Genomic DNA, 23,696 nt, shown 5'->3' on the forward strand with positions numbered 1-23,696 from the left:
TATTTTCAGGTGAGATCACCAGCGGTCGACTCACCAGTCAGCTAAGTGGCGTACAACTGAGCAATTTCTTAAGCCACGAAGCACAACAGGTGAATATCTTCCGGGTCCAGCTCAAATAAACGCGGGTCTGGCTCTGGCGCGATTTCAAAGCCGTGAGCCATATAAAAATCCACCGTATTCACCGAAGGCGTGGCCGAGGCATAGACCGCCTTCGCACCCCACTTAACAGCCTGCTTCTTGGCCTGATCCAGCAACCATACGCCCATCCCCTGCCCGCGCAAGGACTGGCTGACATGCAGAAAGAACAACTGACGCCACTCCCCCTGTGGTCCCAAGGGCAGGCTGTCCAGGCCGACGGCGGCCAGCAGGCTATCACCCTTGAATACGCCCATGAACCAGGAACCGCGATGAAAGGCGTCCTCATGTTCCGGGTGATATTTCTCCGGGTCACCTTCCGGCCAACCCCGCAAATCAATATCAGCCGCTTGCTTGTGCAAGACGCCATCGCGCAGCTCGTACAAACCGTCAATCCGTTCACTACGGTCTATAGACCACAACAGATTCAGTTCGGTTTCTTTCAAAGGGCGCAGCGTCAAGCCTGGAGGTAAAGAGGGCATGGTAATCAAGGTGATGTATTTCGGGTTTGTAGAGGATTGAATCCGCCTCAACGCTCAACCAGGGAACTCGCCTGGCCAAGTCCCGCATGAAACTTGCCCCCTGGGTGAACGCGCCCGATTATAGGCGTACATCGCTCTGAATGCCTCGGCGAACAGGACGGCGCAAGACCGTAGCAGCTCGCAAATCGGGCTGTGGATCACGATCCTCTGCCTGCGCCAGCGTACTTAAAATCGAGCAGTCAGGCTGTTCATCACCCGGACAACAACCAATGGATGCTTCCAGCGCCAAGGCCATGTCCTGCATGTTTTTAATGCGGCTGCTCAGCTCAGTCAGATGCTGTTGAGCGACCCGCTTTACATCTGCACTCTGACGCGACGGGTCGTGCCACAGGCTCAACAAATCACCAATGGCTACCATGGAAAATCCCAGATCGCGAGCACGTCTTATAAAGCGCAAGCGCTCCACATCTTTTCGGCTATACGTCCGGTAACCCGCAGCAGTGCGCTCGGTTTCCGGGATAAGGCCAATCTGCTCGTAATAACGAATCATTTTGGCCGACACTTTGGATACCTTGGAGGCTTCACCAATATTCATCTTGCTCCCCTTGCTCAATGAAAGGACTCGAAAGTCGGGTGTCAGTGATGGCAAAAGGTGGCAGGCCTTGTCCAAAGCCCCATCAGTCTTTTCTGCCTGCCCAGGCCTGTGTTGCCAGCACTGACAACACACAGTGTGAAGATTCCCACGGTAGGAAGGTCAAGCGCCCGCGTGGCCCAAGCCTCCGGCTCCAGAACGCTATGGCGTAAAAAATACATCCACATGCAAATCCTGCACTTTCAAACCGCGCTTGAGCACCATGCCCATCGTGGCATCCACCATGGATGGCGAGCCCGCCACATAAACCTTCCAACCGCTTAAATCAGGCTGATCGTGGCCAACGATATCGGTGACAAGCCCCCGGCGATAGTGAGTGGCCGGTATCCCGGAGATGACAGGAGTAAAAGCCAGATTGGGGTATTGGCGCTCCAGCGCCCGGAAGTCATCAATAGCATATAAATCCCGCAGTTCGCGCGCTCCAAAATACACATGAATGGGCTGATTCATGCCACAGGCCAACGCCGTTTCAACAATCGATTTGATAGGGGCCAGGCCCGTGCCTCCCGCAATGCACAAGATAGGGCCGCCATGCCCCTCGCGCAGATAGGAGGAGCCGCGAGGCACGTCCAGGCTGAGCTTCTCGCCCAGCTGAAGCACGGTGTGCACATACGAAGACGTCACCCCACGGGGAACACGGCGTATGTGAAACTCCAGCTCGGGTGCACCAGGGCGGTTGGCCATGGAGTAACTGCGCACGGGCGCCTGTCCGAATTTGATATCCGCGTACTGACCGGCAAAAAACATCAGAGGCTCAGGCTCATCCAGACGGATACGCACAAGGCGCACATCGTGCGTCAGTTCTCGCAACTCGGACACCGTGCCGGTCACGCTACGCGAGGGTGCCAGCCCCCGTACATCATCCGTGCCAATCCAGTCTACGGTCACATCACTTAAGGGGATCGCCCTGCAGGCCAGAATCAGACCGCGGGCTTGCTGCTCCTCGGTCAGGGCAAAGCGGGAGTGCTCCAGCCGGTCAATTTGCCCATCAACCAGCCGGGTTTTACAGCCCCCACAACGTCCCAGACGACAGCCATGCGGATAGGCCAGGCCGCTTTGCAAGGCGGCCTGCAAAATGTTTTGCCCCTCCTGAGCGGCGATCTGCTGACCGGTCTGACGGATAAGAATTGTTTTGCTGCTCATTGCTGCCCCCTTCACGTATAGCCCCACGGGCCACGCATTGCTCTCAGTTCCCGCCCGGTTCTGGTTGACCAATAGGGATCTGGCTGTCTCATTCTTGTATTTGACATGGCGACTCCACACAAAGTTGTTGTTTAACGACACAAAAGGCTTATTTCTCAATGCCTTGTGAACAAGCTAAAGCTTCCAACGATTGGAGAGTCAACACCTTCAACAAGGTGTGCAGACAAACCTTGACCTTCCAATCGTTGTAATGCCTAGCCTTGGCTAACAACTTTGCACAGACGCTTCGGAAGGGCCGAAGCCCTGCTGCAAGAAAGGGATACAGCCATGCGTCGAACATTCAAATTTGCTTTAGCGGCAAGCGCCATCGCCGCCATCGGAACCGCCTACGCTGCCCGCGATGGTTCCGATCATAAAGACAAGGCAGCAGAACCGCCACCAGAAGCCGCCAGTACGCCCGCAGGCCCCAGCGTGCCTGTTGCTCAAGTTCTGGAGCGCAGCATTCTTCCCTCTACGGATTTCACCGGATTTCTTGCCGCCCCTCAATCGGTAGAACTACGTTCGCGCGTAAGCGGCGCGGTCGAAGCGGTCAGCGTCCCGGAAGGCAGTCTGGTACGTAAAGGGGAGGCTTTATTTCATATAGACCCGCGCCCCTTTCAAGTGGCTCTGGCTACAGCCACAGCGCAATTACGTCAGTCCGAGGTTCTGGCCAAACAAGCGCAAGACGATCTGAACCGGGTACAGAAACTGGTCGAGACCGGCGCCGTTTCCCGCAAGCAATACGATGATGCACTGGCCATACGCAACGCCCAGCAAGCTCAGGTCCAGGTTGCCAAAGCAGCGGTCGCCGCCGCGCAGCTGGACCTGTCCTACACCCATATCCGCTCGCCCATCTCGGGTCGGGTAGACCGGGTCCTGGTCACGGCAGGCAATCTGGTCAATGGCGGCGCCACTGATCAGGCCAGCCTGTTGACCACCATCGTCTCCACAGACCCTTTGTATGCGTACTTCGACATAGACGAAGCCACCTACCTGAAAGCCATCCGCCAGACCCGCCCCGAAAAGGATGACAACACCTCCGGGCTACCCGTTTCCGTTGGACTGGCAACAGATCAGAGCTTCCCATATCAGGGGACACTGGACTTTGTGGGAAACCAGATTGATCGCAGCACCGGAACCGTACGGGCGCGCGCAGTCATTCCCAATCCCGACGGCATGCTGGCCCCCGGTTTGTTTGCACGCGTCAGACTGGCTACAGGGGCAGAACAGGCCGCTATCTTGATTGACGATCAGGCCTTGGGCACTGATCAAGGGAAAAGATATGTACTGGTTGTAGACCAGAACAATCAAGCCCAATACCGCGTGGTCGAACCTGGACCGATGGTCGATGGTTTACGTGTCATTAAAAGCGGTCTGCAAGCCGGTGAAAAAGTCATCATCAAAGGCTTGGTACGCCCCGGCATGAGCATCACTGCCCGCCTCGTTCCCATGCAGGCGAGCAGTGAAACAGCAAGCGCTGCGGTCCACCCCGCGGAGGCCCAGCCATGAAGTTCCCTCACTTTTTCATCGCCCGGCCCATCTTTGCCATCGTGCTGTCCTTGCTGATGCTGATCGCCGGTGCCATGGCCTTCTGGCAACTGCCGCTAAGCGAATATCCGGCAGTCACGCCCCCTACCGTGCAGGTAACGGCCAAGTATCCAGGTGCCAATCCAGAAGTCATTGCCGACACGGTGGCCGCGCCGCTGGAACAAGCTATCAACGGCGTGGAGAACATGCTGTACATGAACTCCCAAATGGCGACCGACGGCCAGATGGTCCTGACCATCGCCTTCAAGCAGGGAACGGATGCCGACATGGCACAGATCCAGGTGCAGAACCGGGTTTCTCGCGCCCTGCCTCGTCTGCCCGAGGAGGTTCAACGCATCGGCGTTGTCACCCAGAAAACCTCGCCAGATGTGCTGATGGTGGTTCATCTGGTCTCCCCGGAAAAACGCTACGACTCGCTGTATCTGTCCAACTTTGCCATCCGGCAGGTACGAGACGAACTGGCCCGCCTTCCTGGGGTGGGTGATGTGCTGGTTTGGGGAGCCGGTGAATACTCCATGCGCATCTGGCTGGACCCGTCCAGCGTGGCAACACGTGGGCTGACAGCCAGCGACATCGTGGCGGCCTTGCGCGAACAGAACGTGCAGGTCGCTGCCGGTTCGGTGGGGCAACAGCCCAATACGGACTCGGCCTTTCAAGTCACCGTCAATACCTTGGGGCGCCTGTCCACGGAAGAACAGTTTGGTGAGATTGTGGTCAAGACGGGCGAGGACGGACAAGTGACCCGTCTGCGCGATGTAGCCCGAGTCTCTTTGGGGGCCGATGGCTACACACTGCGCAGTTTGCTTAATGGCGAATCCGCCCCTGCCCTGCAAATTATTCAAAGCCCAGGTGCCAATGCCATTGATGTCTCCAATGCGGTACGCACCAAGATGCAGGAACTGCAAGGCGGTTTTCCGCAAGACATTGAATATCGCATCGCCTACGACCCGACAGTGTTCGTTCGGGCCTCCTTGCAATCCGTAGCCATCACCTTGCTGGAAGCCGTCTTGCTGGTGGTGATTGTGGTTGTCCTGTTTCTGCAAACCTGGCGTGCTTCCATCATCCCACTGGTCGCCGTGCCGGTGTCCCTGGTGGGCACCTTCGCCTTGATGCATATATTTGGTTTCTCCCTGAACACGCTCTCGCTGTTCGGGCTGGTCTTGTCCATCGGCATCGTGGTTGACGATGCCATTGTGGTGGTAGAGAACGTGGAACGGCACATGGCGCTGGGCGAGCCGCCCAAGCAAGCGGCCTTCAAAGCCATGGATGAAGTAACCGGCCCGATTATTGCCATCACATCCGTTTTGGCAGCGGTCTTTATCCCCTCCGCGTTTCTATCCGGACTGCAAGGCGAGTTTTATCGACAGTTCGCCCTGACGATCGTGATTTCCACCATTTTGTCGGCCATCAACTCCTTGACCCTGTCGCCCGCGCTGGCCGCCATCCTGCTCAAACCCCATCACAGCAAGACACATCCAGACTGGCTGACACGGCTGATCGATACCCTGTTTGGCGGATTCTTCCGCCTCTTTAACCGCTTCTTTGACCGCGCTGCCAGCTCTTACGTAGGGACAGTGCACCGTGCAGTCCGTGGCAGTGCGATTGTTCTGATGTTGTATGCCGGCTTTGTGGGTCTGACCTGGTTGGGTTTTCACCAAGTACCCAACGGCTTTGTGCCCGCTCAGGACAAGTACTTTCTGGTGGGCATCGCGCAGCTTCCTAGCGGAGCCTCGCTGGACCGCACCGAAGCGGTGGTCAAGCAGATGTCGAACATTGCCCTGGCCGAGCCGGGCGTGGAAAGTGTGGTCGCGTTTCCAGGCCTGTCCGTCAACGGGCCGGTCAATGTTCCCAATTCCGCTCTGATGTTTGCCATGCTCAAGCCTTTTGACGAACGTCAGGACCCCTCGCTTTCTGCCAATGCCATCGCCGGCAAGCTGATGGGCAAGTTCAGCCAGATCCCTGACGGATTTTTAGGGATTTTCCCACCGCCACCTGTCCCCGGACTAGGCGCCATGGGCGGCTTCAAACTGCAAATTGAAGACAGAGATGGTTTGGGCTTCGAAGCTCTGGTGCAGGCACAAGGGCAAATCATGGCCAAAGCCATGCAGGCCCCGGAGCTGGCCAATATGCTGGCCAGTTTCCAAACGAATGCGCCCCAACTGGATGTGGAGATTGATCGGGTCAAAGCCAAGACCCTGGGCGTCTCCATGACAGACGTATTCGAGACCTTGCAGATCAACCTGGGATCGCTGTATGTCAACGACTTCAACCGCTTCGGGCGCACTTACCGCGTCATGGCACAGGCTGACGCGCCATTTCGCGCCCAGGCTCAGGACATCGGTCTGCTGAAAGTACGCAGCAATAAAGGCGACATGATTCCCTTGAACGCCTTTGTCACCCTGACCGAAGGCTCCGGCCCCGACCGGGTAATACGTTACAACGGCTTTCCTTCCGCCGACATCAGTGGCGGCCCTGCCCCTGGCTACTCGTCGGGACAGGCCACAGACGCGATCGAAAAAATCCTTAGGGAAACCTTGCCCGAAGGCATGGTCTACGAATGGACAGACCTGGTCTATCAGGAAAAGCAGGCCGGCAACTCCGCCCTGTACATATTCCCTCTGGCCGTCCTGCTGGCCTTCCTGATTCTGGCCGCGCAATACAACAGCTGGTCCCTGCCCTTTGCCGTCTTGCTGATCGCCCCCATGGCCCTGCTCTCGGCCATAGGCGGTGTCTGGCTATCCGGTGGCGACAACAACATTTTCACGCAGATTGGTTTTGTAGTACTGGTCGGGCTGGCCGCCAAAAACGCCATTCTGATTGTGGAGTTTGCCCGCACGCAGGAAGAGGCGGGAGCTGACCCATTGACGGCCGTCCTGGAGGCCGCCCGGCTACGGCTGCGCCCCATCTTGATGACCTCTCTGGCCTTTATCGCTGGCGTGGTTCCCCTGATGCTGGCCAGTGGAGCAGGTGCAGAAATGCGCCACGCCATGGGGGTGGCCGTGTTCGCCGGCATGTTGGGCGTCACCCTGTTCGGCCTGCTACTGACCCCTGTGTTCTACGTGCTGGTGCGCAAACTGGCACTGCGCCGCCAACAGCGCCGGGCCCCTGACCGCAACGACCAGCAACACGCATGAAGCCAAGGACAAGCATGAACATGATTTTCCCCTCTCTACCCCGCGTTCGACGCCTCAGCCCCCTTGCCCTGGCATTGATACTGACAGGCTGTACGCTGGCTCCCAAGTACGAGCGGCCGGAAGCCCCTATCGAGGCCACGTATCCCGCTTCCCCCCTTATGACCGAAGAGGCTAGCTCTGCTGCAGTCATCGCTGCAGAAATAGGCTGGCGCGACTTCTTCCGCGACCCGCTACTACAGCAACTGATAGAAATTTCACTGGCAAACAACCGCGACTTTCGTACAGCGGCCTTAAATGTCGAAGCGGCACAGGCGCTGTATCGCATTCAACGCGCCAAACTGCTACCAGAGCTGGAGGCGGCCGCCAGCGGTGCCTCCGAGCGACTTCCCGCCGACCTAAATCCAACTGGCACCAGCCAGCTTAATCGTCGCTACGAGGTGGGCGGTGTCAGCACAGCCTGGGAGCTGGATCTATGGGGCCGCATCCGCAGTCTGAACGAACAGGCACTGGCCCACTATCTGGCCCTGGATGAAACTCGCGTAGCGGCCCAAACCAGCCTGATCACCGAGCTGGCCAATACCTATCTGACGTTGCGGGCCGACCAGGAGCTGCTACGCCTGAGCAGCGACACGCTGGCAACGCAACAGCGCTCCTACGAATTAAGTCGCCAGTTAAAGGAACTGGGCCATGCCACCCAACTGGACCTGCGCCGCGCGGAAGTCGCCCTGCGACAGGCAGAATCCAGCTATGCCGCCTATAGCCGCCAGGCAGCCCTGGATCGCAACGCTCTGGTCCTGCTGTTGGGACAAGCACTCAGCGCCGATCTATCCAGACAGCTGGATGAGGCGGTTACGCTGCCCGATCAGCTCCTTGTGGCGGATCTACCTGGCGGCCTGCCCTCCGACCTGCTGGTACGCCGACCCGACATTCGGGCTGCCGAGCAAACCCTTCGAGGCGCCAACGCCCATATTGGCGCGGCACGAGCTGCTTTTCTTCCTACCATCAGCCTGACTGGGTCCATCGGAACCGCCAGCGCTTCACTGGAAGGTCTGTTCGACTCGGGTACACGGGCCTGGAGCTTTTTTCCCAGCATTAATCTGCCCATTTTCAAGGGCGGTGCCCTGCTGGCAAATCTGGATGTCGCCCATGTGCGCAAACGGATAGAAATCGCCCAGTATGAAAAAACCATTCAGGTCGCTTTCCGGGAAGTTGCGGACGGGCTGGCAAGCAAAAGCCTGCTAGACCAGCAGATCCAATCCGAGAAGCTGGCGGTCACGGCCAGCCTTGAGGCTCAAACCCTGGCCGAGCAACGCTTTCAGGAAGGTATGGACGACTACTTGAGCGTTCTGGATGCATATCGCAGCCTGTACAGCAGCCAGCAAACACTGGTCAGAACGCGCCTGGCACGACTGAGCAATCTGATTGACCTGTACAAGGCTTTGGGGGGTGGGTGGAAGGAGTACACAAACTCGGCGGATCACAACACTTGAACCTCGCTTTTGTGCCCGAGGCAGGACGGCATGTTCATGGCGTGATGGATGGACCTCCCGCTCTGGCCCTGACACTGCTCTAGCAGTGCCAGGGCACCACGGTTGATCTTAACGATTCCGACGGGCCCGCTCCTGCACGACATTACTTTCCAGCATCAATGCCGCCCGGCTAGTAACCCGATCCAGCATGCTGCTCAGGGCCGACAGTTCTGCTGCACTCAAATCCTGAAAGATCTCCTCGTTCAAGGACGCAACAACCGGCATAACCTCCTCATAACGCTGCATCCCCAATTCCGTCACCGAGACATGCACAACACGCGAGTCTTTGGTATCGCGCGTACGCTTTAGCAAACCTTTCTCGCACAAAGTACTGACCGCTCGTGAGCAACGAGCGGTATCCAATGCTGCCGCCTCGGCCAAAGCCGTGCCTGTCAAAGCAGGATGCATGTTGGCAATCGCCAGAATGCGCCATTCACGGCGAGTGATATTGAAACGCCCCTCGCACAAGCGAATAAAAATCGGATTACTGGCAGACCAGGCTCGATACAGCTGGAACATCATCATGGCCGGTAGCGTAAGGGGCGCCGCACTGCCTGCAGTGCTTGCCAAGGCAGGGGAAGGCTTGGGGGAGCTGACCATGGGATGACCTTTAACCTTGAAGATACTTGATTAGAACAACTATCAGCCCCCTTGGTAAGCTGCGGTAAAAACTGATGGAAATCAAAAAAAAGGAGACAAATCATGGCCCTGAACCGCCTTCGCGCCACGGTAACAAGCTGTCTGCTGTCAGGACTGCTGTTCACTGGTTTATCCCACGCAGCAAGCCCCGTTGAAACCCTGACTGTCGTTGTGCCCTATGCGCCCGGAGGCGCGTCTGACCGGGCCGCACGCATTGTGTCGGACGGTCTGCACAAGAAACTGGGTATTCCCATTGTGGTCGAGAACAAGACCGGCGCCGGGGGCCGAATTGCCGCCCAGTATGTCAAAAGTACGGCGGCAGACAAAAATGTGCTGATCCTGGCCAACCCCGCCGTCATGGTCGTCGCTCCCCTGGTTTTCAATGACATCCCCTACAAACCCGACACCGACTTCCAGGCCGTTTCCATGGTGACTGAATACGGTTTTGGGGTAGCGGTGTCGGCAGACAGCGACATTCAAACCATGGGCCAACTGATTGCCTGGGCCAAAGAGCATCCCGGTGCCTTCAATATTGGCGTCCCGGCCACCGGCAGCCTGCCGCACTTTTTCGGCCTGATGCTATCCCAGCAAATTGGCTCCAGGGGCGAGATCATAGGCTATCGCGGTTCGGCCCCAGTCATTACAGACTTGATCGGCGGCGTACTGCCCTTGGCTATCGATACGCTGGATGTACTGACGTCTCAGCACCAGGGCAAGCGCATCCGCATTCTGGCCACCTCGGGCAGCGAACGAGAGACCACCCTGCCAGATGTACCTACCTTGAAACAGTCCGGTGTGGACCTGGAAGCCTCAGGCTGGAACGCCTTCTTTGCCCCGGCCTCCATGCCAGCCGACAAAGTCGCTTTCCTGGGCACGGCCATTAAAGAAGTCACCCGCGACCCGGCGCTGCAAGAAACACTGCTGAAAAATGAATTGATTCCCGTATCTGCCGATGCAGAAGAAACCCGCGTCCGCATTGAACAATTCCGCCAGCAATGGGCTCCGGTCATTCAGGCCTCCGGCTTCAAAGTCACGCAATAAACCAGCAACACAGACAACATGACACAACGCAAGAACGTCCTGTTCATCATGGCCGATCAGCTGCGGGCTGATCACCTGGCCTGCTACGGCCACCCTCATATTCGTACCCCCCATCTGGATGCTTTGGCCGCCAAGGGGGTGCGCTTTGATCGCGCTTTCGTCAATTCCGGCGTCTGCGGCCCGTCCCGCATGAGCTACTACACAGGCCGCTACCCATCGACGCACGGAGCCACCTGGAATCGCGTGCCCTTGTCGGTAGGCGAAGTCACCATGGGCGAGTATTTGCGCGCCGGTGGACACAAACTGGTGCTGGCGGGCAAAACCCACATCATGGTCGACCACAAGGGGCTGGAACGGCTGGCACTGGATGGTGGCAGCGAACTGGCCCGCCTGCTTAAAACAGGGGGGTTTGAAGAGATAGACCGTTACGACGGCCACCACGAACCGGGAGAAGAAAGCGGCTACCCGGCTTACCTGCGACGTCATGGTTATGAATCCGACGACCCATGGACAGACTTTGTCATCTCTGCGCACGGGCCCGATGGGCAGCCAGTCAGTGGCTGGCACATGCGCAATGCTTGCTACCCGTCCCTGGTAGAGGAAAAGCACTCGGAAACGGCCTATATGACGGACCAGGCCCTGTCCTTCATGGAGCGCATGGGGGATGAACCTTGGGTGATGCACCTGAGCTACGTCAAACCACACTGGCCCTATATCGCTCCTGCGCCCTACCACGATATGTATAGCGCCGAGCAATGCCTGCCCGTAGTGCGCAATGAGGCCGAATTAAGCAATGCGCATCCGATCGTAGAGGCCTACCGCCAGCAAGAGGAATGCGTCAGTTTCGCCAGCGAAACCTGCATCAACACGGTCAGACCCGCCTACCAGGGTCTTATTACCCAATTGGACGACCACCTGGGCCGCTTGTTCGACTTCATGTCCCGCAATGGCCTGATGGACAACACCCTGATCATCTTCACGGCCGACCATGGGGATTTCCTGGGCGATCATTGGCTGGGCGAGAAAGAGCTGTTCTACGACACCGTGCAGCGTGTACCTTTCATCGTCTACGACCCGTCACCGGAGGCGAATGCTACGCGGGGAACAGTCGATAACAGAATGGTCGAAGCCGTGGATGTGCTACCCACCATGCTCTCGTGGCTGGGCCTGCCGCTGGCTTCCCACCGCCTTGAGGGACGAGACTTGCTGCCCCTGCTACATGGCACCCAGCCACCTTGGCGCGACTGCGTGTTTTCCGAACTGGATTACAGCTATCGCCTGGCCCGCGTGATACGCGATAAATCACCATCCAATGCCAGAGCCTGGTCCCTGCGCAGTGACCGCTGGCGCTATGTGTATTGGCTGGACGAGCCTGAGCAGCTCTACGACCTGCATGCCGATCCTGAGCAGTTCAACGACCTGGGCCAATCTCCAGACCACGAAGACGTACGGGTTGAATGTCGGGAGCGCTTGCTGCAGTGGTTCACAAGCCTGAAACGCCGAACGACCGTGACGGATGAAGAAGTAGAGCGCGGTACCAATGCGTATAAAAAAGCAGGGGTATTTTTCGGGCAGTGGTAAGCCCAGGAGCAGAAAGGGCAAGCGTGTAGCATCAAGCGCTTGCCCCCTTCCTAGTCCGGGTTCTTCGGACCGCGGCGCTTGGGCAAGATGGTGGGCGTATCGTCATGTGGCTTGAACAAATACGGACTCTTATCGGGTTCCGGATTCGGAGAACCATCAAACTGCGTGGCTTTATGGTCTACCGGCCGCCTTCGCTCCTTGTCTTTGCCGCGTTCATTTACTTCCTTCAGGTCTTCCTGCACCCGCCCGGCAATATCCACTTGGGATTCACTGCTGGGCTCCGGTGCTTTGGCTTGATTCGAGCCTTCGGTGTTGCCTTTGCGTGTGGGACTCATGCTGACTCTCCAAAGATCAGGTTGCGCAGACAGGCTCCAGCAAACAGTGTGCCTGGTAGCCTTCATGACTGCCCCCAAGCTGAAAACCTGCCAAGCAAGGCCGTCAATCAACCGCCTTGGACGGATGTGGACTAAGGCTTGGCTTGACTGTGACCTTCATTGGCACGAGCCAGAAAGATCCGTATCAACTCCGGTGAGTGCTCTTCCAGCCAACGAGCCATCGCGCGCTCTTGCTCCAGGATTTGATGGCACACCATCGCCGTCTCCGTATCGCCCACAAAATCAGCGGCCTCCTTGAGCTGGCTGTAAGCCGCAATTTCCAGGTTTTCGAAGGCAAAGCTGAACATCGTGCCTTTCACCACCTCATCAGAGGCAAAGATCCCGGAAAAGCCCTGAAACGCTGCCATAACTTTCCCGCCCAGGTCTTTGAGCAAGGACGTATCCCCACCGCGCCGCTCTATGCATTCGCGCACCAGCCCCTGCTGTGTCTGAGTTTCCTTGATATGTTGCTGAATACGCTGATGCAACTCCGGGTAGTTCTCCACCCGCGAGAGCATGCTGTTCAGCATCGTCTCAGCCTGTTCTTCCATTGCATGTGCATCTCGAAGCCAGTCCATCAAGTGTTTGTCCGCGCGTGATTTATTGGTATCCATGACATTCTCCTGTCGGTTTGCCTTGCCGCAACTGCGACAAGCAACTGATACCCAGCATATGGCGTTCCCAAGGTGCCAGCGCCCCGCGCACACCTTGAAAAACACCAAACAGCTACCTGCTTTCTCTTGAATCAGCTCCCACACATTCCGGACCGAAAAAATGAAGCCAGGCAATCACGCACGGCAAGCAAAACACTTAAATAATCGACATTAGAAAGGCGCCCAGCCCCGCCAAAAATACAACCAACGCCGGCGGCACACGCCCCACCGTCAACAAGCCAAACAAGAGCAAGGCCAAGCCGAAATCCGCCTTGTCATGAATGGCACTGGTCCATACCGGGTCATACAGCGCGGCCCCCAGGATGCCGACCACCCCTGCATTAATCCCTGCCATCGCCGTGCGCACGCCAGCCCGATGTCGCAGCCCTTCCCAAAAAGGCAGGACGCCAATCAGAATCAAGAACGCCGGGATAAAAATCAGTGCCAACAGCGCCATGCCCCCCAGCCAGCCTTGCAAAGGCCATTGAGCCATCGCCCCGATATAAGCCGCGAAGGTAAACAGTGGGCCCGGCACTGCTTGCGCTGCTCCATAACCCACCATCAAGTCCGCATTGCTGACCATTCCTGTCGGTACGACAGAGGCCTGCAAGAGCGGCAACACAACATGCCCCCCTCCAAAGACCAGTGCCCCGGATCGGTACACCCCCTCCAGTAACTGAACAATCGATGAGCCTGTTGCCGCAGCCCACACGGGCAAAACAAGCAAGAGCCCGACAAAAGCCAGCAGGGCAGCCATCCCTAGCCTGCGAGACACCGGATACGAATGAGCCTGAGCCACCCCTGCTTGAGCAAAGTCCAATTTCCACCATGCGATCAAACCTGTCACCGCAATGGCCAGAACCTGCCCAAAGGCCGAGGGCAAGGCCAGACTTAACAAAGTAGCCACTATCGCCAATGCGGCACGGGATCGATCAGGGCATAAGGATCGAGCCATTCCAAACACCGCCTGGGCCACAATTGCTACCGCCACAACCTTGAGCCCATGTACCCACGCTGACTCTGCAATCCCCTGCTGTCCCGCCAATCCCAAGGCAAACAAAATCAATGCAATGGCCGATGGCAAGGTAAAGCCGGTCCAGGCTGCCAGCAAACCCATCCACCCGGCACGCCCCAGCCCCAGCGCCATCCCGACCTGGCTGCTGGCCGGGCCCGGCAAGAACTGACACAGGGCAAGCAGATCGGAGTAGCTGCGATCATCCAGCCAGCGACGGCGCTCTACGAACTCGGTACGGAAATAACCCAGGTGCGCGATCGGGCCGCCAAACGAAGTCAGCCCGAGTTTCAGGAAGGCCCAGAAGACCTCCAGCGGGCTGCCTGGCCTACCCGACGCCTGCCTCTGCACTTCTGCCGGTACTGATGTGGGTGTCTGTGTCTGTGTCTGTGTCTGCACAGGTTCGTTCGAATTATTCATTGCTGCCTGTTCCCCCCCTTGATCAACATCCGGCACACGTCATCTGCACCACCTGTTTTTACTGCTGATTAGTTTTCTGCTTACCGCCGATAGACAAGCTACAGACACCTTAGCCTGGCAACATATGATTATTGTGATGTAGAAAGTCAGGAATTTACCCACGGCGATTTAACTCGACCCACCCAACCCCGCCTCCCGGCACTCGCCCAGATAGCTTACAAACGTGGAAATCCGCGCCTACAAAGCCGTATTGCGGTAATACACCTCATTGATAGGCTGACTCATATCCAGCGCACGCTTGGGAAACAACTGCCCCAGCATCCACCACAGCAATAAATGCCCCTGCCTGAGTCAAGACAAACAGATACCAAGGCTTCTTCCACCCAATAGGCTATGATTTACAAGCCATGCCAAACGGACAATAACTGAGCAAAACCTACCAAAAAATAGAGATCATTACTCCAGAGCCATGAGTCAGCCACATCTTGTAGAAATAAACCAATATTCGTTTTCACCGGCGGCTTTGGCGGACATAAGAAATAACGCGTATGCGGTCGGTAACTGGCCTTTGGTTTATATCCTCAGTGACGGAGCCAAACGCCGAGCCTATGTAGGTGAAACAAGCAGTGCGCTGACCCGTTTGAATACGCATCTGCAGCATGAGCATAAGAAAATGCTCACTACCGCCCATTTGATCAGCAGCTCACGCTTTAACAAGTCCGCTACGCTAGACATTGAATCGGCGTTGATCAAATACATGGCAGCCGATGGTTGCTTCGAATTGCTCAATGGCAATTTGGGCCTGTCCGATCACAACTATTACCAAAGAGATGAGGTCTACACGCAGATCTTTCGTGAGACGTGGGACAAACTCCGTGGCCAAGGCATAGCCAGGCATTCGTTAGAGTCGATTGATAACTCCGACGTTTTTAAATATTCCCCATACAAAGCGCTATCTTTCGACCAGCGTCAAAGCCTGGTGGAAATGATGCGCGCTCTGCTCAATGACAATCTGCGTCATCTGGTCGTTCAAGGCGGAGCAGGCACCGGAAAGTCGGTCCTCGCTATTTTCCTGTTCAAGCTGATCCATACTGATGAAGCGGAACTGAATCTTCAGGAGTTTTCCGAAGAGGAAAACGAGCTACGTGAACTGCTCAGCCAGCTAAAACAACGTTTCCCTACCCCCCGAATGGCCTTGGTAGTGCCTATGGCTTCATTCCGCGCCACCTTGAAACGGGCATTCAAGAACGTGGCTGGCCTGCGCCCTGACATGGTGATCGGTCCGTCACAACTGGCTCGGGAGACTTACGATATCGTACTGGTGGACGAGTCCCATCGACTCCGCAAACGAGTCAACCTGGGTTCCTACTACGGAATATTCGACAAGGTCTGCAGCGACTTGGGTTTGGATAAAGATAGCTGCAGCGAAGTGGATTGGGTGACCCAACAGGCTAAAAAGGCCATTTTTTTCTACGACCCCGATCAGTCCATCAAACCATCGGACGCCAACGCGGCAGACTTTCAAAAGATCAAGCAATCACCTGACGCTAGAGTAATGACACTGACTTCTCAGTTTCGCGTCCAAGCAGGCCAGGACTATGTCGACTTCATAGACAAGCTTTTGAATGTCCACCTTGCAAAGCAAGAGCAATACCGCTCCAAAAAATATGACTTTCTACTCTTTGAAAACATCGCAGATCTGGTTCAAGTTATTGAGCAGAAAAACCAGACTTACGGCTTGGCCCGCCTGGTAGCCGGATATGCCTGGCCATGGCATTCGAAAAAAGACTCCACGCTTTATGACATTGAAATAGACAATGTAAAACTGCGTTGGAATCGAACCAATACGGACTGGATTAACACGACGGGGGCAGAAGATGAGGTTGGTTGTATTCACACCACCCAAGGATACGACCTGAACTACACCGGCATCATTTTCGGAACAGAGATTGGCTACGACGCCGACACGAATCAGATCACGATCAACGAAAAAAACTATCTGGATCGAAACGGCAAGCAAACCATAAAAAGCACAGAAGAACTGAAGCAGTACATCCTCAACATCTACAAAACCATCATGCTTCGGGGCATCAGGGGCACTTACGTCTATGCCTGCGACCCGGCGCTGCGGGCCTATCTCAAGCAACATATCCCCAGCTACCAGGCTCCCCCAGCCCAAGAGCTCTTGCCTGCACCAACGTTGGTGCCCTGGGTCAATGCCGTTCCCTTCTATGACCTCCAAGCCGCCGCTGGCAGCTTCAGTGAATTGCAACACGTAGAAAACAAAGAATGGGTTGGCCTGCCCAAAGAGATGGAGGCGAAGCAAGATATGTTCGCCTGCCGGGTCGTAGGCGAATCCATGAACAAGATCATCCCGAGTGGCTCGCTCTGCCTTTTCCGCCAGGATCCCGGTGGAAGCCGAAATGGCAAAATTGTTCTGGTAGAGTGCTTGTCTGCTCAGGATAGCGACGATGGCTCAAGATTCACCGTCAAAGAATATGAAAGCATCAAAACCCAGACGGCAGAGGGCTGGGAGCATAAGAAGATCTTATTAAAGCCCCGCTCTACCCAACTTACGTTTGAAGCGATTGAACTCAATGAAGACGCCGAATATCGCTATCGGGTAGTGGGCGAGTTTATAAGGGTTTTGAGCTGAACAATGCCTGTGTTTTGCCGAACACAGGCATTGCGCTACGCAAGCTCAGGAAGAGGAAAGATAACCGAAGGGAAGATTAAGCAAAAAAAAGCAGACGACACGTCTACGGGCATGTCGTCTGCTTGCCTTCTACTGCAGTGAACCGTTTAGAAGCGTGTGCGTATACCCACACCAAACGTATCGCCACGCGACAAACCAGTCAGTTTGTCGCTGTAATACGCAGCATAGACATCCGTGCGCTTGGAAAGCTCGTAGTCGTAACCCAAGGCCCAGCTGTTGCGCTTGACGTCACTGGCCCCACTACTACGCGTGTGACCATACGAAGCCAGCACCTTGCCGCCGCCCATGGGGACAGACACACCAAACTGCCCGCCCTTCATCGTGATGTCACCACTAGTGATGATGTTCTTCACGTACTGAAACTGAGCAAATACCTTGGCAAAATCAAAGTCATAAGCCATGCCTAACTGGCTCGCCCGCTGATGACGAAAGCCCACAATGATATTTTCCAGATCATCCGCCTGATTATCGAACTTGATCTGCTGATAGGCTAATGTCGCCGAGAAAGCACCATTGAAATACAGCGCATTGCCACCCCATTTATTGGACCCAGACTTGTTAGGCTCGTTACTGAACCCGTAAATCAAGTTTGCGGTCAGACCATTGAAGTCAGGCGTGGTGTACTTGACCGCATTGCTCCAGCCCGAATCGCCCAGCACGCCTTGGCCTTCCATCCCCAGATACGTGTGGAACACCGACGGGGAGAACGTGTAGGAATCGCCAAACGGGTTAAACAAGATGGTGGAGACGAAATAAGGCGTAGTCAGCCGCCCCAGCGTCAAAGTGCCTGCATCATCACTTTGCAAACCCACATAAGCACTACGAGAGAACATGGGATCGCCATTGAACCGCCCCGCCTGAGCTGTCTCTGGCCGGAAGAACCCTTCCATGGCAAACACGGCGCGAACACCGTTGGACAACTCCTCCTGGCCTTTCAAGCCCCAGTAAGAGGTTGTCATCCCTCCCCCGCCTACCGTCCCTTCCCGCTTATTGCCCCCTACAGGTTTATGTATCCCTGCCCAGGCATCAACCAGACCGTACAGCTGTACATTGGTTTGCGCGTGGGCAGTTGACCCTATTCCCAGCAAAGCGGCCAGCAGCCCGCCTGCCAATATCGGCATCTTTAGAACCATTGTGTCTCCGTTATCGTTTTCAGTATTGTGGTGATCCCCCTTCCCTTTTTCTAAGGGGGAGCCCTGACTGGGTGTCATCCACTTCGGCAGTACAAATAGGCAAAGCGAACAACCCCAATTTTTCTAGGGGCTTTTAATTTTTACTGTCACTTACAAGTGGTTTGGAAAGATGCGGGTGATAACAATTATTCAGGAAGGTACGTCGCGAAGCAGGCATGCTTTTTTGGGTACTACCGTTTTTCTTAATCTAGGCATGTGTTGCCGACGGGACTTGCCAGGTGGTTAAAAGCTCAATAAGCATCGGTTTAGAGACGTAAATATTGAGAATACTTGGCTCAACTTACCAGGTATCACAAGCATAAAAATCGACTAACGCAGATGAAGCCATCAAGGAGCCACTCCCAGGCTCCTTTTAAAGTACATACCATCTCGATCTTTCAGCATTAAAAAAATTAATCCGTCAAAAGGGCTCAATAGGTTTAAAAACCCCCGTCTTGCTCATATTGCGCCGAAGGTCAAACTGAGCCAGTGCCTCCACCACATCAATCATGGGCAACATCTCAAAATTGATCTCTGACCATGCCTCCCTACTCACCTTCACGGAGTACAAATAATCATCACGCAACTGCCCTGTTGCCGGATCATGACGTTGAGAAAACCCCGATAGAGTGATGCCCTGAACGACAGGGAGAGCGGCAAAGGTTTCCCCAATAATCCGGAAACCTACACCATGCACATGGGCCATATAGCGCTTACGTACCTGCACTGCTGGCAGATCCTTCACAGACAGCTTCAAGCCCCTTGCCGGAACCGCTGCAATCTTCGAGGGCATATCCTCAATCTCCGGCAAATCGATATCCAAGTGAACATGCGCTCCCTGCTCCGCAATGTCCAACGATATCAACGTCTCCCGAGGCCAAGCGATATCCTGGAGGTTAGCTTCCAGCCATTGCTCCATCGCTGCCGTATCTTGATAGATATCCTCTTCAAGCAGCTTACGCCGCTGCTCTTGCTCATAAGCATGTTGAGTCTGATCACTTTTCCATGCAGCCAATAACCGTTGATGCTCGCTGGCTATCTGCTGATTGAGCTGATTCAATTTTCCCAAACGTTTGGGAAAAAACTTTTCCCACCATTTTGCACTTAGCAAAGCAGGCTGCAAGGGCTCAGAACGAAGAAAACGCTCTGGAACATACCTGGGTGCAATATGAGGCGCAGGAGTGTCTAAATGGATATTAGCCACCGCTTCACATTCACTATTTATTTCATCGCATTTACGCTGGATTAAGCTTTGAATAGCCTGGCGGTTCTGCTTCTTGGCGAGCTCAACAACCGACTCGGAAACAGGCTCTCCGTCCTGATCATGGAAACTCAACATTCCTTGCTCTGTGACCCCACACACCAAAGAGAAAGTCTGTGTTTGCTGGGCAGATTGGCGCGGCTTAGGGGCAGGAGCAGCCTTATATAGGGTATGACGAGCGGAAAATCCCAAAAAACTGGTATTGAGATGTGCCCCACGCTTACCAACATTCACCGTTGAGCCCCGCGGCCCCAAGGTCCAGCTAGTGCCCGAGCCACTCAAGTTCATGCGTATGCCTGGAGCCAACTTAATCGATCGTCGAAAACGTACAGCCACAACTCCCTCCATGCTTTTTAATAGTTTTAAAAGCTTATGAACTTCCACAAAAGAGGTTTTGGAATGCAGAGAAACCTGATGGGGATGTATAACACTGTGCTGAGGCTAACTCAAAACCAGAGGCGGCTAACTACCAGGCATAGTCACTGAATAAGCGGAAGCAGAGATAAGGGCACGAGACGGAGACAATCGCAGACAAAGGTAAGCATCGCTGTACCGATTCTGTATCTATTGAAGTGCTGAGTTGATTCCCTGAACAGGGACTGACACTACGGTATCTTCCAACTGTTTGAACTTCAGGAAGATTTTAGATGGTGCCCGGGGCCGGAATCGAACCGGCACGCCTTGCGGCGGGGGATTTTGAGTCGCGAAGAAACAGTGCTTTGTGAGGTAAAACCGTCCACCTTAAGTGGATATAATAACACTATAAATAACTTAAGAATCAGTGGGTTAGTCAACTTAACGCAATTTAGTGAAAACTACTCACTGTACCGATACTGTACCGAAATCAAAGGAGTAGTTCGGTACATCTACGCAACTGCTTTTTAGTCAACCACCCCGGGGAAGAGATGGAGTTTCTGAGATCGCTGCATTATGGGTTGTGTACACGGAATCGCTAATGTCGAAATGCTCCTGGTAGGATGCCGATGTACTCCATTTTTTTGTTTTTAGCGGCACTAATCGTTTTCGTCTGTGGGCCTTTTTTTGGCGTGGCTTCTTAAATAAAGAGGGGGAGATATGGGAAAAGTTGAACGACAAGCAGCTTCTGATGCTGCTCAGGCGTCAGTAAAGCTAGAAGGTTTTGTTGTGCCAGAGGATACATTAACCGAAGCTCAGAACTATATTAACGGAGCCTTTGATTTAGACGAGCTTATCCGCCGGCTATATCGGCAAGCACAGGTTGTTTTTTGATTCTACGCTTTAACTGTGCACGCTGCGCGCGCTGTTGAACTATATCGCCCCAAATATTTTTAAATAGCTTCATGATTTCATTTTTTTTCGCAGTATAGGCAGGAACTATCTGCTCAGCTTCCGTCAGTCTACCCATCAAGCTATTTAATATTCTTTTCCTGTCAATATCGTTTTCTGCTTCCATTAGCTCTTTCTCCAGGCGCCTAATCTTCTGCGCCCTTACATGAGGCAATTCTAATTTCCCTTCATTAACAATCAATCCAGTAATAGTAGCAACCCCGTTACCATAGCAAGCCACTTTATGATATTTATATCCATGAGAGTTGATTGCGATGGCAATTTTATTTAAAAATTCTGGAGTTGCCTTTTCACCAGATATTGTTATATCGTCAACATAGAGAGTCATATGACAACCTTCTTGCGACGTAATATCATGAAGTTGATCAAAAAGATTTTGATTAATCCAGTAGGACAAGAGAGGGCTAATGCAGCTCCCCGTAGGCAAATGAGTACCGTGACTTTTAGTATCAGCGGTACATAAATTTGCCAGAATCGTTGCAATATCTGACGAGCATTGCATGTTCTTCAGAAAAAAACCATACACATGATGGAAGCGAATCGATGGAAAGAACTTCTTTAGATCTATTTTTAAAGTTCTACGATTCTGCAAATGTGCCTCTGCATTTGTCTTGTACGAACGCTTTTTGATTGCTGAATGAAGATAGGCTGGAGGCTGAATTCTTTTGAATAGTTTAAGTATTTTTTTATGAACTCGAAGCAACTCACCAACCGGCTCAGTAATTAACCTCCGAGTCTTTTTATCTTTAAAAATTCTATATTGTCGATGCAATCCTGACTGCCTAATATCAGTTATTGTATGTAGGCTTACACCGAGCAATTCCGAAAGCTTTTTCTTGCTTGAAAGTTTAAAAAAAGGAGAGTTACTGATCGCGTAACTTTTTCTGTAATGCGTCATCTTGATTCGTAAGCCACTCTAAAATCCCAAGCATTTTTTTTGACAAAAAACTTTTCACACTTTTTTCAGAATGCTCTCCATCTAAAGTTTCAGAGAAAACAATTAGAGAAGAAAGAGGGATTTTAAAAAAATCCGCATATTTCTGAAGAACATCTAAGGAAGGTTCTTTTTTTCCTTTTTCAATTTCTGAAATATACGATGGGGACAATGACAGATTAGACGCCAACTCAATTTGATTGAGCCTGTGATATTGTCGAACTGTTTTTAATGCTTTATTTAGCATGATCACTCCTTCAAAAAGTGAGAAGGGGGCGGTTAGAGAAAAAAATCAGCCAGCCATGTAAAAACACTCTTAACATGGGAAACAACTGAAGAAACCAAATCAGGTAAATAAACCATCAATAGTTTCCACAGCCATTTTCTTATCAGGAAACTAAGTGCCCACCGTATAGCTTTGATGGATAGTTTCTGGATAAAACTGGATGCACCGCGAAAGATAGACCTACGTCCCTCTTTTTTCTTCTTACCGCTCTTTGGTTGCTCTATGGCGTTATATTTCATAAAAGTCTCATATGAATGAATTGAATAGACATCTGCCGGATGGCGGATGTGGAAGCAAAGCTTCCCCCTCGCTCTAATCAATTCTCAGAGAGAACAACCAAAAACCCTTCTGCCTTAATGACTGATCGCTACCCTCAGCGATCAGCTATGCACTCAGATATGTCACAGATTCACGACGGGCGCGACTCCGGGACAGGACACCGGTGCAAATTTTGGTAAAGCGCTGTTTTCCAACAGGATGCTTACCGCGAGCTAGGCTCAAAACAACATTCGAGGTATCTCTGTACACACCATGAAGAGAATAGTAGCTCGCCCTATCGCTAAAAGCAAATAAAATTCGCTGCTAGCGATAATAATTTGTTGTCAGCGAACGACAACCCTCTGGCCATCATCCTTGACACCCCACCCTCGCACAGCCATAAGCACCGTCCCTAGATGGTTTAGTCGCGGGGCTGGACACTGAGACAAACACAGGCCAAGCCTACCGTATTACACGAAAAACCTAGTCAGTTATCAACTTTCTGACGGCTGCGGCAACAACGTAACATCGCGATCTTTGCCCATGGATACGCAGTATTCACCTCAAATTAGCTTGAAGTTGAGCAAGGCAAAGAGGCGCTTACGGACATCTTAGATACTGGCCCTAAACCTGATTTAGCATTGATAAACTTCCCGCCTTTAGGCAAGTATCGACGAGCAGTGCGATCTCCCTGAAGTACACCATCGACCTTGATACTTATCTGAGGCTCCACCTTTCAATGTTTGCTCGGATGCTATCACTTGCCTTTTGAACGTGTGCGTCGATAATTCTTCTAAGTTCTGCAATACGTTCAACTGTGACAGGCTCATATTTTCCTTCATTCAAGCGTCGGGCAATCTGGTTCAAGTTTCGACCCACTGCCAATAGTTGGAAATTTGACTCTCCCAAGATCTCAATCTCTTTCATTGAAAGCTGCGGTTCATGTGTAAGGGCTGCTCGTAACGCATCAATCACAAACTGACGTCCAGAGCAGTTTTCCTCATTAGCTCTAGTTGCAAGGGCATCTCTTTCAGAGTCCGTTAGCATAATTTCGAACCGTTTTTTGGCTTTGTGCTGAACCTCCTCCACTGGCTTAAAAACCGTTTTGGGCCTGTCCCCCTGCAACTCAGCAAGTTGTTTTTCAATCGCTTCACGTAAAGCAGCACCCGGTTTTTTACCCACGGATGAACAGTACTCGATCCAAGGTTTTTTCAGTTCACCCAAGTGGATGTTCATTGCACGACTCGGCTTCTCCATACCTACTCCGATTACATTTAACTCGATTACGAAAGGTGTTCCCAATTGCGCTGTGCGCACATTGCACCGGCGGTTAGCCTATCCTGCAATAGTCCTTACCCCAG

At 53.6% G+C, this 23,696-nt stretch carries 20 protein-coding genes and 1 pseudogene; 7 read left to right on the forward strand and 14 right to left on the reverse strand.

Annotation, left to right across the window (positions count from 1 at the left end):
* Positions 1–68: 68 nt before the first annotated feature.
* The 3 genes from N879_RS11955 to N879_RS11965 all read right to left on the reverse strand — a co-directional run bounded on the left by N879_RS11955 (position 69) and on the right by N879_RS11965 (position 2,412).
* Positions 69–617: a GNAT family N-acetyltransferase gene (locus tag N879_RS11955; protein WP_021447025.1), complete on the reverse strand. Its 549-nt coding sequence runs from the start codon at positions 615–617 to the stop codon at positions 69–71.
* Between the two features lie 118 nt (positions 618–735).
* A complete protein-coding gene (gene cueR, locus N879_RS11960; protein ID WP_009463760.1) occupies positions 736–1,212 on the reverse strand; it encodes a Cu(I)-responsive transcriptional regulator in 477 nt (158 codons plus the stop codon).
* A 198-nt stretch (positions 1,213–1,410) separates the two neighbouring features.
* The gene (locus N879_RS11965; protein ID WP_021447026.1) at positions 1,411–2,412 is read right to left on the reverse strand and encodes a 2Fe-2S iron-sulfur cluster-binding protein; all 1,002 of its coding nucleotides are present in this window, start codon (positions 2,410–2,412) and stop codon (positions 1,411–1,413) included.
* 327 nt (positions 2,413–2,739) lie between these two features.
* On the opposite strand from N879_RS11965, the gene N879_RS11970 reads away from it, so the two are divergent.
* Genes N879_RS11970 through N879_RS11980 form a run of 3 tightly spaced genes read left to right on the forward strand, consistent with a single transcriptional unit; the run spans position 2,740 to position 8,623 of the window.
* Positions 2,740–3,960, forward strand: coding sequence for an efflux RND transporter periplasmic adaptor subunit (locus N879_RS11970; protein ID WP_009463753.1), 1,221 nt, complete (start codon positions 2,740–2,742; stop codon positions 3,958–3,960).
* Complete coding sequence (locus tag N879_RS11975) at positions 3,957–7,133, forward strand: efflux RND transporter permease subunit (RefSeq protein ID WP_009463751.1); 3,177 nt, start codon at positions 3,957–3,959, stop codon at positions 7,131–7,133. The genes N879_RS11970 and N879_RS11975 overlap by 4 nt, the downstream gene beginning before the upstream one ends.
* A 14-nt stretch (positions 7,134–7,147) precedes the next feature.
* On the forward strand, positions 7,148–8,623 hold the full coding sequence (locus tag N879_RS11980) for an efflux transporter outer membrane subunit (RefSeq protein WP_009463749.1): 1,476 nt from the start codon (positions 7,148–7,150) through the stop codon (positions 8,621–8,623).
* Positions 8,624–8,731: 108 nt separating this feature from the next.
* On the opposite strand, the gene N879_RS11985 is transcribed toward N879_RS11980, so the two are convergent.
* Complete coding sequence (locus N879_RS11985; RefSeq protein ID WP_009463746.1) at positions 8,732–9,262, reverse strand: MarR family winged helix-turn-helix transcriptional regulator; 531 nt, start codon at positions 9,260–9,262, stop codon at positions 8,732–8,734.
* 102 nt (positions 9,263–9,364) lie between these two features.
* Between N879_RS11985 and N879_RS11990 the strand changes: the two genes are divergently transcribed.
* Entirely contained in the window at positions 9,365–10,342 is a 978-nt protein-coding gene (locus N879_RS11990; RefSeq protein ID WP_021447028.1) for a tripartite tricarboxylate transporter substrate-binding protein, read from the forward strand.
* Between the two features lie 18 nt (positions 10,343–10,360).
* Positions 10,361–11,923, forward strand: coding sequence for a sulfatase-like hydrolase/transferase (locus tag N879_RS11995; RefSeq protein ID WP_009463742.1), 1,563 nt, complete (start codon positions 10,361–10,363; stop codon positions 11,921–11,923).
* 50 nt (positions 11,924–11,973) lie between these two features.
* On the opposite strand, the gene N879_RS12000 is transcribed toward N879_RS11995, so the two are convergent.
* The 3 genes from N879_RS12000 to chrA all read right to left on the reverse strand — a co-directional run bounded on the left by N879_RS12000 (position 11,974) and on the right by chrA (position 14,382).
* On the reverse strand, positions 11,974–12,258 hold the full coding sequence (locus N879_RS12000; protein WP_009463740.1) for a hypothetical protein: 285 nt from the start codon (positions 12,256–12,258) through the stop codon (positions 11,974–11,976).
* Positions 12,259–12,389: 131 nt separating this feature from the next.
* A complete protein-coding gene (locus N879_RS12005; RefSeq protein ID WP_009463738.1) occupies positions 12,390–12,911 on the reverse strand; it encodes a ferritin-like domain-containing protein in 522 nt (173 codons plus the stop codon).
* A gap of 196 nt (positions 12,912–13,107) precedes the next feature.
* On the reverse strand, positions 13,108–14,382 hold the full coding sequence (gene chrA / locus N879_RS12010; RefSeq protein WP_009463736.1) for a chromate efflux transporter: 1,275 nt from the start codon (positions 14,380–14,382) through the stop codon (positions 13,108–13,110).
* A 469-nt stretch (positions 14,383–14,851) separates the two neighbouring features.
* Between chrA and N879_RS12015 the strand changes: the two genes are divergently transcribed.
* A complete protein-coding gene (locus tag N879_RS12015) occupies positions 14,852–17,038 on the forward strand; it encodes a DNA/RNA helicase domain-containing protein (RefSeq protein WP_021447029.1) in 2,187 nt (728 codons plus the stop codon).
* Positions 17,039–17,184: 146 nt separating this feature from the next.
* Here N879_RS12015 and N879_RS12020 read toward each other — a convergent pair whose 3' ends face one another.
* From N879_RS12020 to N879_RS20865, 3 genes and pseudogenes are all read right to left on the reverse strand, one after another.
* Positions 17,185–18,231, reverse strand: coding sequence for a porin (locus N879_RS12020; protein ID WP_031232752.1), 1,047 nt, complete (start codon positions 18,229–18,231; stop codon positions 17,185–17,187).
* Between the two features lie 460 nt (positions 18,232–18,691).
* Entirely contained in the window at positions 18,692–19,609 is a 918-nt protein-coding gene (locus N879_RS12025; RefSeq protein ID WP_009463724.1) for a hypothetical protein, read from the reverse strand.
* Positions 19,610–19,765: 156 nt separating this feature from the next.
* Positions 19,766–19,879, reverse strand: a pseudogene (locus tag N879_RS20865) (DUF4236 domain-containing protein); the annotation flags it as partial.
* Between the two features lie 726 nt (positions 19,880–20,605).
* On the opposite strand from N879_RS20865, the gene N879_RS20575 reads away from it, so the two are divergent.
* On the forward strand, positions 20,606–20,779 hold the full coding sequence (locus N879_RS20575; protein WP_161808938.1) for a hypothetical protein: 174 nt from the start codon (positions 20,606–20,608) through the stop codon (positions 20,777–20,779).
* Here the strand turns inward: N879_RS20575 and N879_RS20075 are convergent.
* The 4 genes from N879_RS20075 to mobC form a co-directional block, all read right to left on the reverse strand.
* Positions 20,739–21,755, reverse strand: a complete 1,017-nt coding sequence (locus N879_RS20075) for a reverse transcriptase family protein (RefSeq protein ID WP_031232754.1) — start codon at positions 21,753–21,755, stop codon at positions 20,739–20,741. The two genes, N879_RS20575 and N879_RS20075, sit on opposite strands and share 41 nt — an antisense overlap.
* Complete coding sequence (locus tag N879_RS12035; RefSeq protein ID WP_009463722.1) at positions 21,721–22,038, reverse strand: helix-turn-helix domain-containing protein; 318 nt, start codon at positions 22,036–22,038, stop codon at positions 21,721–21,723. Before N879_RS12035 ends, N879_RS20075 begins: the two co-directional genes overlap by 35 nt.
* A 32-nt stretch (positions 22,039–22,070) precedes the next feature.
* Positions 22,071–22,316, reverse strand: coding sequence for a hypothetical protein (locus N879_RS12040; protein ID WP_009463721.1), 246 nt, complete (start codon positions 22,314–22,316; stop codon positions 22,071–22,073).
* A 736-nt stretch (positions 22,317–23,052) separates the two neighbouring features.
* Positions 23,053–23,592 (reverse strand): plasmid mobilization relaxosome protein MobC, encoded by a 540-nt coding sequence (gene mobC / locus N879_RS12045; protein WP_022983375.1) that lies wholly within the window; start codon positions 23,590–23,592, stop codon positions 23,053–23,055.
* Positions 23,593–23,696: the final 104 nt, after the last annotated feature.

Source organism: Alcaligenes sp. EGD-AK7 (assembly GCF_000465875.3).
Lineage (GTDB): Bacteria > Pseudomonadota > Gammaproteobacteria > Burkholderiales > Burkholderiaceae_B > Alcaligenes > Alcaligenes phenolicus.